Origin of the sequence: Rhodopirellula islandica (genome assembly GCF_001027925.1) — a bacterium.
Taxonomy (GTDB): Bacteria; Planctomycetota; Planctomycetia; order Pirellulales; family Pirellulaceae; genus Rhodopirellula; species Rhodopirellula islandica.
The window spans coordinates 122,211-138,182 of the sequence record NZ_LECT01000006.1; the positions used below are offsets into that span (position 1 = coordinate 122,211).

Below are 15,972 nucleotides of genomic sequence, written 5' to 3' on the forward strand. Positions count from 1 at the left end.
GGCGTCCACAAGCGGCTCAACTGAAGTCGTTTCCGGATTGGAGCAGATCCATCGGTCGCGATTTACCGATCGAGATGGCGGGCCAAGCGGCGATGCCAATCCCGAGTAGCAGCACCAACAAAAAGCCACCCATGATCGGCAGCCACGGGATCACGAGCGGTGGATGCAGTCCGCCAAAAAAGCTCATGGACTGAGCCATCCCACTGCCGCACCATCCGCTCAAGACGCCAAAACCAAGACTGAGCACGCCGGCAACGAACGCAATCAGCAACCCTTCGACCAAGATCGCGCGGGTGAGGTCCGAACTGGTGAAGCCGATTGATCGCAACACGCCAAATTCCCATCGTCGCGATCGAACGGACGCCAGCATCACGTTCAGCACACCCAGGCAAGAGATCAGCAGCGAAACCAATGGGATGTAACTGATGACCCAAATCCATCGCCGCGCCGTGATGTCCAAGTGATCTCGGATACCCTGCACGGGAACCACTTTGGCGAGGTCGAGATCGGTGGGGGCTCTGGGCGGTGCTTCCGAATCAAACGATTCATCGACGATGGATTGCCGGACCAGGTTGCTCGCGAAGGCTTGGATGCTGTCAACATCGGCATTCTCACTCGCGTAGGAGAACCACACGTGTGACGCGGTTGGCAAGTTGAAGTCGGACGCCACGGATTCGTAATCCGCGATGACCAGAGCGGCGGCGCGGTGCGTTCGAGTTCGCAGGCCCGTCAGTTTCGTTTGCCAATGCCATCCGGGAAGTTGGACGACGCCTACGATCATGTATTGGACTTGGTTGTCGGCGTTCCGCGGTGGAGAAACGGAGATGGAATCGCCCATTTGGAGTCCTGTTTCATCGACGAAATGATCGGGGACGATGCAGGCACCGCCTTGCTGCATTTGCTGCACGGCGTCGCGAGGGTTGCCCGCAACCCATTCCAATTGCAGCAGCGGATGCTCTCCAACCAGGGCTCGTTCGGGATCCAGTCCGATCATCACCACGTTGTCCTGGCGAATGACGGAGGGGCGTTCGGCGCTCCCGGTGAGATCTTCGACCAACCGAGGCTGTTCCACCACCATCGGCAGGCAACGCTGGGGATCCACATCGGGATGGTTGGCAAGTTTTCGTGCTTCCTCCGGAGCAAGTCCCGGATTCAACATCACGATGGCGTCGGGCGTCCATTTTCCTGGGATGAAGGATTCCAACATGGTGAATCCCCAAACCTGGATCCCGACAAACAACCCCAGACCAAACGCCATGGCAATCGCGGCGCCGACGGTTCGCCAGAGGTGGCTGGTGATCTGGCTGGCCAGCAGCTTGGGATCGATCCGAAACCATCGGGCGAAGGTCGGGCCGACGTGACGATCGACCCAAACCACAATCGAGGGAGCGATCACGAAGAAGCCAATGCTGGAACAGAGAAAACCGATTCCCATCGCCAAACCCACGCTGCTTTCGCTGGGCGGGAAGACAAACGTCAGCACGGGATTGATTGCAATCAACATGATTCCCGCCACCAATCGCAGCCAACCGGGACGCTGCGAGATCTGTGTTTGATGAAGGGGGGCGACGGCATCCAGCGGTTTGACGCGAGTGCTTCGATAGGCAGGCAGCAGCGACGCGAGGAAGGCCCCGCCCAAGGACGCGAGCACCGCGAGATTCAGGTTGCGGCCGCCGAGCATGATGCCATGGTGCAGCAAATCGCCAAACAAACCTTCCACGATTTGCAGCAGTCCCCACCCGACAACGATGCCAGCGACCAATCCCAGCGCACCGAGCACCAACCCTTCGACCACGATCAGGGAAAGGATTTGCCATTTGGTGAAAGCGATCGCTCGCAGGACGGCGTATTGCCGGGTTCGTTCGGTCACGCCCATGCTGAGCGAGCAAAACGTCACCAGCATCGCAACCAACATGGCCACGCCGGTGGCGGCGTAGGATTGCAGTTTGACGTGCTCGGCCTCGGACGCTTGGTCGAGTGCTTCTTCGATTTCGTAGGCTTCTTGAAACTGAAGGGGCGTTTCATAACGGCTCAACCGCGTCGCCCATCCAAATCGAAACTTCGTGATGTCGGCTTGGTCTTGGACGGAGACACCGAGCAAGCTGATTTGAAACGGCTCGCCGAGAATGTCTTCCGCCGATTCGACGTTGATGAACGCTTCCCCAAAGCTTGGCGTCAGCATGGGGATCGATCCCACGCCCAACTTGGGAGTGGGAGGTGCATCGAGCAGGCCGACGATCTCGAACGCCAGCATGTCTTGCCCGTCGGCTCCGGGACGTGGTCGTTCGACCGTCAGCCAGTCGCCGAGATGCAACTGACGACGTTCCGCCACGTCAGCTCGCAAGACGACTTGTGGCGAACTGGCGTCAGAAGCGATCCAAGTTCCTTCCGACAGATCGAAGGGAGCTTCTGGCGCATCCGTGGCCATGAACATCAGGCTGGGCAGCAATCCGCGTGGACCGTCTCCGGGGCCCGGGGAGGTCGATTGAACCGCGGGCGGCAGGTTTGAGTTTTCAATGGCGATGCGTTTCGCCCACATTGGATCGACTGCGGTGACGGCGGGGTCTTCGCGTAGTGGTTGCAAGACATCGGGCGTCACGAAATCGTTTTCATCTCCGCTGATGGGAGCGATGGCCAGTTCGTAGCGGCCCAGAGCCAGGTTGCTGAACTCGTCGTACGTTTTGTGCAGCGCTTCGTAGCTGCTGGAAACCCAGATCACCATGCAAACGGCCGCGGCGATGGCGACCGTGGTCAGTGCTGTGCGAGTGGTGCGTTCGCGAAGAAACGCCAAGGCGAGCCGAATGACTTTCAATGCACCGCCTCCGCACCGAGTGATTCTTGGTAGCGATTCGCGATGATCTGCGGGTCTCGTGTGCCCAACGTTTCAAACTCGGCCAGGTTGGTGCCGTCCTTCATGACCACCACGCGGTCCGCCCACATCGCGACGTGGGGTTCGTGGGTCACGACCACGACGCTGCGTTGTTCTTCATCGACGAGGCCGCGAAGAAGCTGACAAATCTGAGTGCCGGTGACCGAATCCAAACTGCCGGTGGGCTCGTCGGCCAGCAGGATGGCTGGGTCGCAAATCAGGGCTCTCGCAATCGCGATGCGTTGTTGCTCGCCGCCGGAAAGAGCCATGGGGCGATGCGAACGTCGCTCGCTCATCCCAAGCCGGTCGAGCAGGCGTTCGACGCGATCGTCCAAGTTGCCAGAGTCGGTTGCTGGGAGGCGAACGTTCTCCTCCGCGGTCAAAGCCGGGATCAAGTTGTAGGCTTGGAAGACGATTCCCAAGTTCTTTTGCCGGAACTTGGTGAGCGCGACGTCGCCCAACTGCGAGAGATCTTGCCCGGACACAACCACCTGTCCCGAGTCGACTTGGATCAGGCCCGCCATCGCATGCAGCAGCGTGCTTTTACCCGATCCCGACGCACCCATGATCGCCACGAATTCGCCTGGTTGGACGGTCAGGTTCACCCCATCCAACGCGTGCACCGTGGAAGTGCCTTGGCAATAGGTCTTGCAAACTTGATCGATTTGCAGCGGCGTGGCAGAGGTGATGGAAGGCACGGGAAGGATGACTCCTCAAGGCGTGAATGACGAAGTTCTGCGTCGACAGAATTGGGACCGAGCGCATGGATCGACGACGTCGAATTGACCAGGCGAACGGACGTGGCGTTGGGACTCAAGGCGGCGATGGAGAATGCGTCGCCGTTGGCGAAATTTTCATCAGTCTCAAGAAGCGAATGCCTTCGGAAACTCCTGTTTCGCGAGAGGACCGACATTGGTCCGGTGATTGCAATTGCCGGACCTTCCACCTTGGTCCATTCCCCTTGTTGCTGCCGCGTTCATGAATTCACTTCGCTTTTTGATCCAGTTCGTTGGTGCACAGATGCGACTGAATCCGGGGCGTGCATTCATCACCATGTTGGGGATCATTGCTTCGACCTGTGCCGTGGTTTGGGTGGTCAGCGGTTACGACGCACTTGTGTCTCAGTTTGACGAGAACAGCGAAAAGTACCTGGGTCGCTACGACCTGCTCATCATGCCCAAGCCCGGGCCACCCGGATCCGAGGCCCCACCGATTCAGTCTGCCTTGGTCGATGAGTTGAAGCACGACGCGGGAGTGCTGGAAGTCAATCCGGTCAGCCAATCGAGGGTCACGGTCATTCCCGTCGGCAAATTTGTGGAGGACAAGAAGTCATCGCTCGACTTCGTGGTGGGGGCCCGTCCACCGGTGAACGGTGCGCCACCTCTGGATCCAACCTTGGTCAGCACTCCCGCGATCGAACCACCTTACGAATTGTTGCAAGGACGCTGGCTGAGTGAGGACAGCGAGGCCAACGAAATTGTCATTGGCGAGTTGGTTGCGGAAGAGAAAACCCTGTCGGTCGGCGATGACCTGAAGCTGATTTCGTTGGCCAATGAGGTTTCGTTGAAAGTCGTGGGGATCGTCGAGCAAGCCCCGCAGGCACCCTCGTTGTCGTCGCGAGGGCGTGGGGGACCACCGTCTGGGAAGCGAAACGAGAGGCCGAAACAAGCCAAGCCGGAATCCAACGACTCAAGGAGCGAAACGAATCAAGCGGTGCTTGGAATGCCCAAGAATTTTACGGAAGGCATTGCCGCCAACGCAGTCTATGTGCGTCCGACGTTGGCGGAGAGGATCAACGGCTACGTTTCGAAACCTCAGGTGTTACAAATTGCGATTCGTGACACGGTCACCATCCAGCAGTTTCGCGAAGCCTGGGAAGAGCGTCTGACCAGCGGGCGTCCCGCGATGCAGTTGATCGACTTCGAAGCCGTGCGAGCGGGGATGGAGTCGACTCGATCCGTGTCAGGCCAGCGATCCCAAGCTTGGGCTGCGACCGGGATGGCGACGCTGGCGGCGATCTTCATCATCTTTTCAACACTCAGCATGGGTGTCAGTGAACGCACTCGCGAATTCGCGATGTTGCGAGCGGTCGCGCTCACTCGGGGGCAAATCGCCACGATCATCGCGGTCGAAAGCGTCTTGCTTGCGGTGGTCGGTTGGGTCGGTGGATTGCTAGCGGGATATGCGATGTTGGTCGTTGGCAGTCACTTCGTGCCGGGATGGTTTGGGACGGATGCGGTCTTGGGCTGGGGCTGCATCGTGTTGTCGGGAGTGACGGTGTTGGTCGGTGGACTGGGCGCTGCGATTGTTCCCGCTTGGCGAGCCACCCGCATTGAACCGCTGGAAGCGATGACATCCAAACTTTCGACACCCGGCATTCGGTCTTGGGTGGTCTTGGGATTGATCGGATTGTTGTTTTCCGCACTGACACCGCTGCTGGTTTTCGCGATTCCGATGTCGGATGGATGGCGAGCGTGGTCGTATGGCTTCTTGACTTATCCCACGTTGTTGCTGGGCATGATTGGTTTGGCACCCGCGGTTGTCGTGGGGACTGAATTCGCGATCGGTCCTTGGGTGACTCGTTCGTTGGGGCTGGACAACCGGATGATGAAAACCCAATTGTCGACCAATCTGTGGCGGACGGTGGGAGCCACGTTGGCCTTGTCAATCGGGCTAGGGCTTTTTGCTTCGACACAGATCTGGGGATATTCCATGTTGAAACCGTTCACCCCGGGAAGTTGGCTTCCCGATGCGTTGGTCGCCTTCCATCCGGTCGGATTGGATGATGAGGGCATCGATGATGTTCGAAAGGTCTCCGGGGTCCGCTCTGATCGCGTGATGCCGATGGCGGTTGAGCAAGCCCGGTTTGACTGGGGCGATGCCGACCAACCTTCCCGGGTGCAACGCGACAATGCGGTCTTGTTTGGGATCGATCCGGCGATGGCGTTTGCGGATGAGAATCCGTTCTTAACCTTTGGGTTCGTGGAGGGCGATCGAGTTTCTGCGATCGATGCCTTGCAATCCGGCGGTTCGTGTTTGGTCTCCGAAGACTTTCAGATGAGCACGGGACTCAGCGTCGGTGACGAGTTGAGCTTCACGCCGCCGGCCGCCGAAGGTGAGCGAGTGACGTATCGCATCGCTGGTGTTGTGTCGCTGCCCGGTTGGCACTGGGTGACGAAGTTCTCGGGTGTGAGGCGACACTTTGTCCGGACCGCCACGGTGGTGTTGGCAGGTCGCGATGACGTGCAGCGAGACTTTCATCTTCATCGAACGGAATTCGTTTGGATGGACTTGGAAGACGATGCGGACTTGTCGACGATGGAAGCGGATTTGCAATCGATCGCCGAACAAAAGTCAGGAGAGACCTTTGTGGCAAGCGGTTTGGGAAGCGTGAAGGCGTACCGTCCGTTTGCTCGAATGACCGCCTCGGAGAATGTCCGCAAAGCAATCAAAATTCGAGCCGACGACATGATTTGGGGAATGAGCTATCTGCCGTTGATCACGCTCGCGATCATGTCGCTGGCCATCGCCAACACGGTCATCGCGTCGGTGCGGTCGAGGACGTGGGAGTTTGGCGTCATGCGGTCGATCGGTGTGACTCGTGGGCAGCTTGTGCGGTTGGTCCTTGCCGAAACGATCTTGATTGCGGCCGGTGCCTGTGTGCTGAGTCTGATCTTTGGATTGATTGCGGGCTGGTGCGGTGTCGGGATGGCTCAGTACGTCGGTTGGTTTGCCGGACCGCCAAACTTCATCATCCCGTGGGCACACTTGTCAATTGGATTTGCGATGACGATCGGTCTGTGTTTGCTAGCCGGTTTGTGGCCTGTCGTGCGAATCGGTCGAGCCGAACCGCTCGGGTTGCTACAAGCCGGACGTGGCGGCCAAGGATGAACGGGTTGCTTCGCCCTGTCGTTGTTTCGCATCAATGAGTTCATTCACTGGTCGTCGATGCCGTAGGCCTTCATCCGATCGCGAAGCGTGCCGCGGTGGATGCCCAGCATCTCCGCGGCCTTGGCCCGGTTGCCTCCTGTGTGCTGCATCACCGTTCGAAGCAAAGTGGGTTCCGTTGCCGCCAGGAAATCGCTGTGGAGCGTCACCGAGTCAGGGTTGGCCTCGATCGCGTTCTCGGACCAGACTCGAATGGATTTTTCCATGGCGAGAACGGGGGATGTCGTTTGTGTTTCCCGTCCGGGTTTGGGGGCAGGGAAATCATCAATCGTGAGTTTGCGGCCTCGGCTGACCACAGCGGCGTGTCCCACCGCATTCTTCAGTTCACGGATGTTGCCGTGCCAAGGGCGTGAATGAAGTTGTTCCAGCAGCTCCTCGTCCACCGCGGAATCGATGTCCGCGTACTTCATCGCGGAGAGGAAATGGCGGCAAAGCGGGCCAATGTCTTCCACGCGATCTCGCAGCGGCGGAAGATGAATTTGCACGCCGGTCAGGCGATGAAACAGGTCTTCGCGAAAAGCGTTGGTGGCGACGTCTTCGTGCAGGTCGCTGTTCGTGGCAGCAAGAATGCGAACGTTGGCGGTTCGTGGTTTCACGTCTCCAACGCGGCAGTACTCGCCTTGTTCGAGCACTCGCAGCAATTTGACTTGCGTGCCCAGTGGCAGGTCACCGATTTCGTCGAGCAACACGGTGCCGCCTTCCGCGCGTTCGAACAATCCGGCACGGTCGTCGCTGGCGCCCGTGAACGCTCCTTTGACGTGGCCAAACAGTTCGCTTTCGATCAGATCGGGATTGAGTGCAACCGGGGCAATGGGAATGTAGGGCCCGTCGGCGCGGCGACTGTGACGGTGAATCGCGGCCGCGACGAGTTCCTTTCCTGTGCCGGTTTCGCCCGTGATCAGCACGGACAGATCGCTGTCGGCGACCAAGGCAATCTGCCGAAAGACTTGCTGCATCGCGGGCGACGTGCCGACCAGCACCGACGGATCGATGTCCATCGGCTGAGTCGCGGCCGGGGCCGTCCGGCGCGACGATTTTTGCAGTGCGGTGCGGCAGGTCCGCAGGGCGTCCTCCAGTTTGAATGGTTTGGTCAGGTAGTCCGTGGCTCCATTCTTGACCGCTGCCACGGCGGTTTCTAAGTCACCAAAGGCGGTGATGATGATGACGGGAGCATTGTTGGTCGCTTCCAGGAACTTGGGCAACGCCGTGATGCCGTCTTCCTTGGGGAGACGCACGTCCAAGATCACCATCGAGATATTGTTCTGGCTTGCCAGCCGCAGGCCTTCTTCGGCGCTGGATCCGGTGATGACCTCATGCCCTTCGCTGGTGAGCATCTTTTCCAACGCCCAGCAAATGGACGGTTCGTCATCGACAACGAGGATGGTTTGTGCTGTGGTCATTTCAATCACTGTGGTTCGTCTGGTTGGGCGCGCGTTCGAAGCAATTGCGTGTCCAGCTCGAAAATGGTTCTTTCGTTCTCGCGTCGCCATCGCACCGATCCACCCAAGTACTCGGCGGAACGTTGAACAACGGGAAGCCCCAATCCCATGCCTTCGGGTTTGGAAGTCACGAAGGGCTCGAAGAGAGTGCCAGCCACTTGCTCGGGAACTCCGGCACCATTGTCAGAGACGGTGACTCGAAGGATGTTCTCGCCCAGTTGTTGCAGCGAGACGTCCACTTCGTCACCCGCCTGAATCGCGTTGTGGATCAGGTTGGTCACGGCCGCCACCCAGGTCGGGCCGTCTTGGATTCGCCGTTGCCCAAGGTCATCGTCCAGATCCCACCGCATATTCACTCGCAAATGTTTCGCAATGGGAGAAAGGCTGGTACGGACATCGTCGAAGCAGGTAGTCACATCGGTCGGCCGATCTTTGTCCTGGCGTCCGGAGGCAACCAGGAGCAGCCGACGAACGTAATCTTCGGACAACTCAATTTGATGGATGGCGACTCGGATGCCTTCGTCATCGGTGGCTTGGCATTCTTGAGCGTGCAGTTCGACCGCCATCCGGGCGCCGGTCAAGCTGTTTCTCAATTGATGCGCCATCCCGCCGGCGATTTGGTGCAGCAGCTTTTGGCTTTGCTGGCGGTTGATCTGGTTCCAGAGTTGTTTGAGTTGCTGGGCCATCGAATCAACGGCGCCACCGAGTCGCCCAATCTCGTCAGGGACATCGTCCGAAACCGTCGAGTCAAAGTCGCCGTTGGCCACCGCTTCGACGCGTCGTTGCAGCTTGCTGATGCGGCGGACCAATCGTGACGTCAGCCAAAACGTCAACGAACTGAGGGCCACAATCGTTGACAATCCAGTTGCCAGCGGAAGGATCGCGGCTTGTCGACGATTGGCGTTGAACTGTTCGTCTTCAAACAGAACCGCAACCGCAGCAACTCGGTCTTGGCGGAGCTGGCTGCCAACGGTCTGAAAGGCGAACAATCGAAAGCCGATTCCATCGTCGTTGGGAATGATCGAGGCCGGCAGAGGTCGCTGATTTTGAAGGTGTTCGCGAAAAGACGTTTTGGCGGTTTCGTCCAGTTGCAGCGTGGAGGACGTAACCAGACCACTGGCACTCAATCCAATCAATTGTGTCCGGGTCAGATCCGCGAGAGATTCCAGGACGATCGAGTTGAGCGGGAAGTTGGAATCCGACAACGTCGACTGAATCGCCGAAAAACGCTGCTCCAGATCTTTCATCGCCCGCTGGGTGCCCAGCCAATACGAGGCAATTGCCACCAACACCGCGGCCATCAGCGCGGTGGCGATGATCGGCGTGAGCAGGCGAAGTCGCAGCGAACGGAGAGGAGGAGATGTCACAGGACTCATTCTATCTGGATGTCCGAGATGGAAAATTCGCCGCCAGTGGCGAAAGACCCGCCGCGGCATTGGCTGAAACGAGGCACTCGGATCATCATGGGGAAGCTTTTAGCTCTTTTTGTGATTGGCACAGCGAGTGCATTTGCAAACTCAGTTCTGAACCTGCTTGACCCGCACATATTCGCCATTCGGGGGCCTCTGGGATGAGGCTCTCTCCACGAAGGAATCGCTCGATGATAAATCGTTCCGCAGCTCGCTCCGCTTTTACATTGGTGGAATTGTTGGTGGTCATTGCGATCATCGGGGTGTTGGTTGGGTTGCTGCTACCAGCCGTGCAATCCGCTCGGGAAGCGGCTCGTCGGATGCAGTGCAGCAACAATCTGAAGCAGATCGCGCTGTCCGTCCACAACTACCAGAGTGCCTACAAGCGGTTTCCTCCATCGGCTTTGGTCGATTTGAGCGTGACTTCGACCGGCAACAATGGATCTTGGGGAGTCCATGGGCGGATTTTGCCGTTTCTGGAACAGGGCAATGTTTATGAGAACATCGATCTCTCGTTGGCTTGGGACAACCAAGTTTCCATCGACGGTCTGAAGATTCCAACCTACGCCTGTCCGAGTGATCCGGGAACGGATCAAGAACGCACGTTCAGCGATGGCCGGCCGACCCTGTATCCAACCACCTACGGATTCAATTTTGGCCGATGGTTTGTATTCGACCCCACGACTCAGAAAGCTGGTGACGGGATGTTCGCTCCCAACCAGTTTTACAGTTTTCGAGATTGCTTGGATGGTAGCAGTCACACGTTGCTCACCGGCGAAGTGAAAGCTTGGACGCCCTATCAACGCAACGGTGGTCCCTCGGACACGGCGATTCCGATCAACCAAGAGCAAGCGGAATGGATCGTCGCCAGCGGGGCCCAGTTCAAGGACACTGGTCACACCGAATGGCCTGACGGTCGCTGTCATCACACTGGATTCACGGTGACGTTGCCGCCCAACAGCGACGTGAAATTTGAGACCGGCGGGCAAGTGTACGAACAGATGGATTTCAGTTCGTGGCAAGAGGGCAAGGACGGTCAAAGCGGAAGTCCGACCTACGCCATGATCACGTCTCGCAGTCATCACGTCGGATTGGTGAATGTCGCCAAGGTTGACGGGAGTGTCACTTCCGTCACCGAGTCGGTGGAGCTCTCGATCTGGCACGCATTGGGAACTCGAGCCGGCCGCGAGGTCATCCAGGGCGAGTATTGAGATTGCTTTGGAACGCTCGAGCTCAAATCTTCCGGGGAATGACGGGCAGCCAAACCAGCCAGTCGCGGCGTTTCGTCTCAAAATCAAAGTTTTGTTTGGCGGTTGTTGAGAGGAGTCGCAACTGACTCTTTAGCAGCATGTGATCGAGAGTTTGATCGCAGTCCTGCGACTTAACCCCACACCACTGGAGGCCTCTGCGATGAAGGCATTGACCCAATTTTCGTTTGTTGTTTTGACGTGTGCTGGCATGTGTACCGCGGTCGCCCAGCCTCCTGGTGAGCGGGAGGGCCGTGATGCGGGACGTCCCGGTGCTGAGCGATCGAGACGCTCTCCAATTGATCGCGTGATGCGATTGGACAAAGACGAAGACGGCAAACTGACCATTGAAGAAGTCGGTGATTCGCAGTTGAAACCTCTGTTCACACGAGCGGACAAAGACGAAGACGGCGTTGTGACTCGTGAGGAACTGGAGTCGATGATGAGTCGTCGTCAACGTGGCGATGGTGATCGTGGCCCCCGCGGTGAAGGTGACCGTGGCCCTCGGGGCGAAGGTGACCGTGGACCGCGTGGTGAAGGAGAACGTGGACCGCGTGGTGAAGGTCGTGGCCGGGAAGACGGTCCTCGACGAGGCCCCATGGATGCTGATGGCGATCGCGGACCTCGTGGTGAGGGCGATCGCGGCCCGCGTGGAGGAGGCGATCGTGGACCCCGCGGCGAGGGAGAGCATGGACACGGACCGGGACAAGGTGCCGGAGGACCACCGCGCGACGGCGATACGCAAGGTCATCGTGGACCGGGCGGACCTCCTGAAATCGGCAAAGTGTTGCCGTCGTTCGTACAAGATCACATGGGCCTGAATGACGAACAACGCGAAGCGATCGCCAAATTGCAAGCCAAGGTGGACGCGGAGCTCAAGGGGATTTTGAGCGAAGAGCAATTGCAAGCCATGCGTCGTGGTCCCGAGCAATCGCCCGAAGGGCGTGAGCATCATCGAGGCGATCATTCCGATGGTGCCGAGCGTCCTGCACGCCCAGACCGACCCGAGCGTGCTGACCGCCCAGAACGTGCTGATCGACCAGAACGCTAAGCGTCACTGCAACTGACACGGGGTGGAGTTCATCTCCGATCTGCTCGAATCGATTTCACCAGAAGTCGGTTCGAGCTGGCTTCGTTTGATGCAACGTGATCGAAGAGGCCATTCTGACGGTCGCGGATGGTTCAACTCTCCAGCAGCCATGCCAGATCAATAAACCATCGGCACGATGACTTCTTGAGGGATCTCGTTGCGTTTGTATTCGTCGCTGTGCAATCGATCCGGTAGTTCCACCGAGTCTTGGGCCACTTCGCCGTAGGGAATCTGGGACAGCAGGTGATGGATGCAGTTCAACCTGGCTCGCTTTTTGTCGTTGCCTTCGACGACCCACCATGGCGCTTCGGAGATATGGGATCGTTCCAGCATCACTTCCTTGGCCTTGGTGTACTGTTCCCATCGACGACGAGATTCCAGGTCCATCGGACTGAGCTTCCATTGCTTCAAAGGATCATTGATCCGGCATTGGAAACGGAATTCTTGCTCATCGTCGGTGATCGAGAACCAATATTTCAGCAGGATCGTTCCGGAAGCGACGATCATTCGTTCGAATTCGGGGACGGTTTGGAAGAATTGCTCGTACTCTTGGTCCGTGCAAAAACCCATCACGCGTTCGACTCCCGCACGGTTGTACCAACTGCGATCGAACAGCACGATTTCACCGCCGGCGGGAAGGTGCGGTGTGTAACGCTGAAAGTACCACTGCGTCTTTTCACGTTCGTTGGGAGCTGGCAAGGCAACGACGCGGCACACTCGTGGATTCAAACGCTGGGTGATGCGTTTGATCGCCCCGCCTTTTCCGGCCGCGTCACGGCCTTCGAACAGCACCGCAATTTTGACTTGGTTGGCGACCACCCATTCCTGCAGTTTGACCAGTTCCAGTTGCAATTGAAGCAAGTTGCGAAAGTACTCGTGACGCCCGATTTGCTCGTTGCCATCAGGCCGCGGTTCGGTGGCGCGTTCCATCAACGCATCGCCGATCTCGGCTTCGATTTCTTCGTCAATCGAATCCAGGATGTCGTCGCGAATTCGGTCGTAATCCGTGGGGAGATTTTGTTCGGTCACTGAGCTGTTATTCCTTGCGATATTCTTCAACCAAGAACGCCAAGAATTCGCGAATCGATCGCAGGGAGAACTCGGCACTCTTCATGTGTTTTTCGAGGCCCTCGATTTCGATTTCTTGTTCGGCCTCTTCACGACGCTGCATTTCTGCTTTGAGTTGATCCAGTGTCGATTCGGTGTCCTCAATCAGGTTGCGAACGGTTTGTGTCGAGTAGTGTTTGAATTCAGTCACAGGGTTCCTTTCAAAGAATGCTGGAGATGCCCAGGCAAAGTCCGGGAATGAGGAAGAACACTCCAACGATGTACGCCAGCGCGATCAACTTGTTTTCGGACGCGGTTGCCCCCAACCATTCAGCCGCACGGACCGGCAGGAATCGCAGGAACGGGATGCCATAGATCACCACGACTCCGAGGACGTTGTACGTCAAGTGAATGAACGCGATTTGCAACGCGGCCGCTTGGTTGCCATCGACCGCGGTGGCGGCAAGCAGGGCAGTGATGCAGGTGCCGATGTTGGCACCCAGCGTGAACGGGTAGATCTGTTTCAATCCAAACGCACCCGAGCCAGCCAGCGGTACCATCAACGAGGTGGTCGTCGAAGAAGATTGAACCAAAACGGTGACCAGGGTTCCCGATGCGATCCCTGAAAGTGGGCCTTTGCCAATGGCAGCGTGCATGATGTCCTTGGCTCGACCAACCATCAATTGCTTGAGCAGTTTGCCGACGTAGTGAATGGTTAGAAAAATCAGCACGATGCCCGCGAAGATGAGGGTCAATCCTCCCAGTCCGTCGGAAAGATTTTCAACCAAGTGTTTGGCACTGTTCACGACCGGAGCGGTGGAGGCTTTGACAAAGTTCATTCCCTTCATCGACGCATCTTCGACCACAAAGAACCCTGCCAGCAGGCTGCCAATTTTCTCGAGCAGACCAAACATCATCTCCAGCGGCAAGAAAATCACCACGGAGAGCAGGTTGAAGAAGTCGTGCACGGTCGCCGCAGCGAAGGCCCGGGCAAACTCCTTTTTCTGGCGAACGTGGCCGAGCGACACGATCGTGTTGGTGATGGAGGTGCCTATGTTGGCCCCCATGACCATCGGCACCGCAACGGAGACCGGTAACCCGCCCGCAACCAAACCCACGATGATGGAGGTCACTGTGGAAGAGGATTGGATCAACGCGGTGGCGACCGTTCCAACGACCAGGCCAGCAAAGGGGTTGGTCGCAAACCCGAACATCTCTTCCGCTTCATCTCCAGTCGCGGTCTTGAAACCGGTGCCGATCAATCCCACCGCGCAGATCAAAAAATAGACCAGGACTGCGACGGAGATCCATTGAAGGATAGGTGAGTGGCTGCCCGTCGTGGGCATTTCCTCTGACACCGCTTCTTCCAGAGCGTGTTCCAACACGCTCTCGTTGGATAGACTCATGGGGGAACCGTGTGGTGTGCGGAGCGATCGCTCGAGGGAAAAGAAAGCCCCTTTTTGATTCGGGATCCGCTCTGTCGAATGCGGTTGGTTGAGGGCTGAGTAGGTTATGAGAGGCCCATTCAAATCGATCAAGCGTCCCTGGCAAGTGTGTCCGTATCGACACAATTCGTGAACGATTGCGTATGAGCCTGTTTTGCCGGCCAATCATGAGCCTGCACGCTCTTCCGTCACCAAACTTCAGGCGGAAGTTCACGGAAAATTCATGGGCAAGTTCGTGATTTTGCGCTGTGAAATGCGCCGGCGATGCAGCAAACCCAGGCGTTGTCGGAGCGAGAGTTTTTGACGTTTGCCAGCGGCGTGTGGCCCTTCGCACGGGGCTCACGTCCGCGAAATGCCCCCGCGGTTCTCCGCAATCGGAGCGTTGGTGGGAGCCAAAGACCGGAGAATCAGATCGCGGCAGTTGGAGTTTGGCGAAACTCGGTTGGTCACTTCGGTGCGACCACCATCAGGTCTTCGATGGTGCGAGCCAGTTGCTTGGGCGAGGTTGCGATTTTGACGTAGGAGTGAGTTGCTGATTGAGCGCCCGGTGATTCTTGTGTCCAAGAGGTGATGCCGCGATCGTCAATCTCAACTCGCCCATTTGGGATGATTTGCCAGACCTTGGGTTCCGCACCACGAACGGCAAAGAGTGCGGCCGCTTGATCGTAGCTCGGTTTGCCGGCGTCGATTGACATCTTGTTGCCAGGCATCGGACGCAGTTCATACGCGCGGCGAACAGGGTTGGTTTGGGGAGTGGATTTGAGTCTGGCACCGGTCACCAGCTGTTTGCCCACTTCGAAACCGTGCCAGATGATTTCGCCCGGCCAATGCTCCGCCACCAGTCGGGCTGCTTCGACATGAGTGGCAATGTTGGCTTCGCGCCGGTTGGATTGCGGGAAATGACCTCCCATCACGACCAAGCTTTTGACTTTGGTGCGAATCAGTTCGGGTTCCTCGCGAATCAATACAGCGAGATTGGAAAACGCTCCAACACTGCAAATTGTGATGCTGCGATCCGCTGCCGTTCTCAGGGCCTGTCGATACACGTCGAGCGCGTCAGCAGCCTCCGAATCAGGGAGCATGTCGTGGTCGAAGTCGTCTCGCAGCGCCGTTGTGTAGGGGCTGGTACGTTGAAATGCCGTCGGCCCCGTTTTGTCGGTGCCGATCGGGATATCACCTCGGCCGTAGTACGTGTTGATCGCGTCGACGGCAGCGGCGGAAGCGTTTGTCAGATCGCGACGATTGGTGACCACAGCCAGGAGTTCGCACTCGCCGCGATCAGCCAAGGCATGCAACAGTGCGAGTGCTCCTGCGTCGTCGCAGTCGCCCGACATGTCTGTGTCCAGGATTAGCTTGACGGGGGGCTGATTCGCCGATGGCTCTGTTGCGGAGACGGGGGAAAGGGAGGCGGAAATCGCCAGCATGACGAGGCAGAAGGACAGCAATCTGTGCAAGCGAAGCTTCATGGATGATCTCGA

Annotated in this window: 12 protein-coding genes; 4 read left to right on the forward strand and 8 right to left on the reverse strand. The window is 57.9% G+C overall.

All coding sequences use genetic code 11. The features are described 5' to 3' along the window. Positions 1-16: 16 nt before the first annotated feature. Both RISK_RS01910 and RISK_RS01915 read right to left on the reverse strand, forming a co-directional pair. On the reverse strand, positions 17-2,812 hold the full coding sequence (locus tag RISK_RS01910) for an ABC transporter permease (protein WP_047812553.1): 2,796 nt from the start codon (positions 2,810-2,812) through the stop codon (positions 17-19). Beyond that, entirely contained in the window at positions 2,809-3,567 is a 759-nt protein-coding gene (locus RISK_RS01915; RefSeq protein WP_047812554.1) for an ABC transporter ATP-binding protein, read from the reverse strand. The genes RISK_RS01910 and RISK_RS01915 overlap by 4 nt, the downstream gene beginning before the upstream one ends. A gap of 280 nt (positions 3,568-3,847) precedes the next feature. Here RISK_RS01915 and RISK_RS01925 point away from each other — a divergent pair, with 280 nt between their 5' ends. Then, entirely contained in the window at positions 3,848-6,760 is a 2,913-nt protein-coding gene (locus RISK_RS01925) for an ABC transporter permease (RefSeq protein ID WP_047812556.1), read from the forward strand. Positions 6,761-6,804: 44 nt separating this feature from the next. Here RISK_RS01925 and RISK_RS01930 read toward each other — a convergent pair whose 3' ends face one another. After that, positions 6,805-8,217, reverse strand: a complete 1,413-nt coding sequence (locus RISK_RS01930) for a sigma-54-dependent transcriptional regulator (protein ID WP_047812557.1) — start codon at positions 8,215-8,217, stop codon at positions 6,805-6,807. 5 nt (positions 8,218-8,222) lie between these two features. Continuing rightward, entirely contained in the window at positions 8,223-9,632 is a 1,410-nt protein-coding gene (locus tag RISK_RS01935; protein WP_236695950.1) for a sensor histidine kinase, read from the reverse strand. Between the two features lie 224 nt (positions 9,633-9,856). On the opposite strand from RISK_RS01935, the gene RISK_RS01945 reads away from it, so the two are divergent. The 3 genes from RISK_RS01945 (at position 9,857) to RISK_RS32880 (ending at position 11,963) form a co-directional block, all read left to right on the forward strand. Beyond that, entirely contained in the window at positions 9,857-10,876 is a 1,020-nt protein-coding gene (locus RISK_RS01945; RefSeq protein ID WP_047812559.1) for a DUF1559 family PulG-like putative transporter, read from the forward strand. A gap of 494 nt (positions 10,877-11,370) precedes the next feature. Then, on the forward strand, positions 11,371-11,733 hold the full coding sequence (locus RISK_RS32875; RefSeq protein WP_236695951.1) for a hypothetical protein: 363 nt from the start codon (positions 11,371-11,373) through the stop codon (positions 11,731-11,733). Beyond that, the gene (locus RISK_RS32880; RefSeq protein WP_236695952.1) at positions 11,724-11,963 is read left to right on the forward strand and encodes a hypothetical protein; all 240 of its coding nucleotides are present in this window, start codon (positions 11,724-11,726) and stop codon (positions 11,961-11,963) included. The genes RISK_RS32875 and RISK_RS32880 overlap by 10 nt, the downstream gene beginning before the upstream one ends. 156 nt (positions 11,964-12,119) lie before the next feature. On the opposite strand, the gene ppk2 is transcribed toward RISK_RS32880, so the two are convergent. From ppk2 to RISK_RS01970, 4 genes are all read right to left on the reverse strand, one after another. Further along, positions 12,120-13,031, reverse strand: a complete 912-nt coding sequence (ppk2, locus tag RISK_RS01955) for a polyphosphate kinase 2 (protein ID WP_047812561.1) — start codon at positions 13,029-13,031, stop codon at positions 12,120-12,122. 7 nt (positions 13,032-13,038) lie between these two features. Continuing rightward, the gene (locus RISK_RS01960; protein ID WP_047812562.1) at positions 13,039-13,260 is read right to left on the reverse strand and encodes a hypothetical protein; all 222 of its coding nucleotides are present in this window, start codon (positions 13,258-13,260) and stop codon (positions 13,039-13,041) included. 10 nt (positions 13,261-13,270) lie between these two features. After that, positions 13,271-14,431, reverse strand: coding sequence for a Na/Pi symporter (locus RISK_RS01965; RefSeq protein WP_047812707.1), 1,161 nt, complete (start codon positions 14,429-14,431; stop codon positions 13,271-13,273). Between the two features lie 509 nt (positions 14,432-14,940). After that, on the reverse strand, positions 14,941-15,960 hold the full coding sequence (locus RISK_RS01970; protein ID WP_047812563.1) for a nucleoside hydrolase: 1,020 nt from the start codon (positions 15,958-15,960) through the stop codon (positions 14,941-14,943). Positions 15,961-15,972 lie beyond the last annotated feature (12 nt).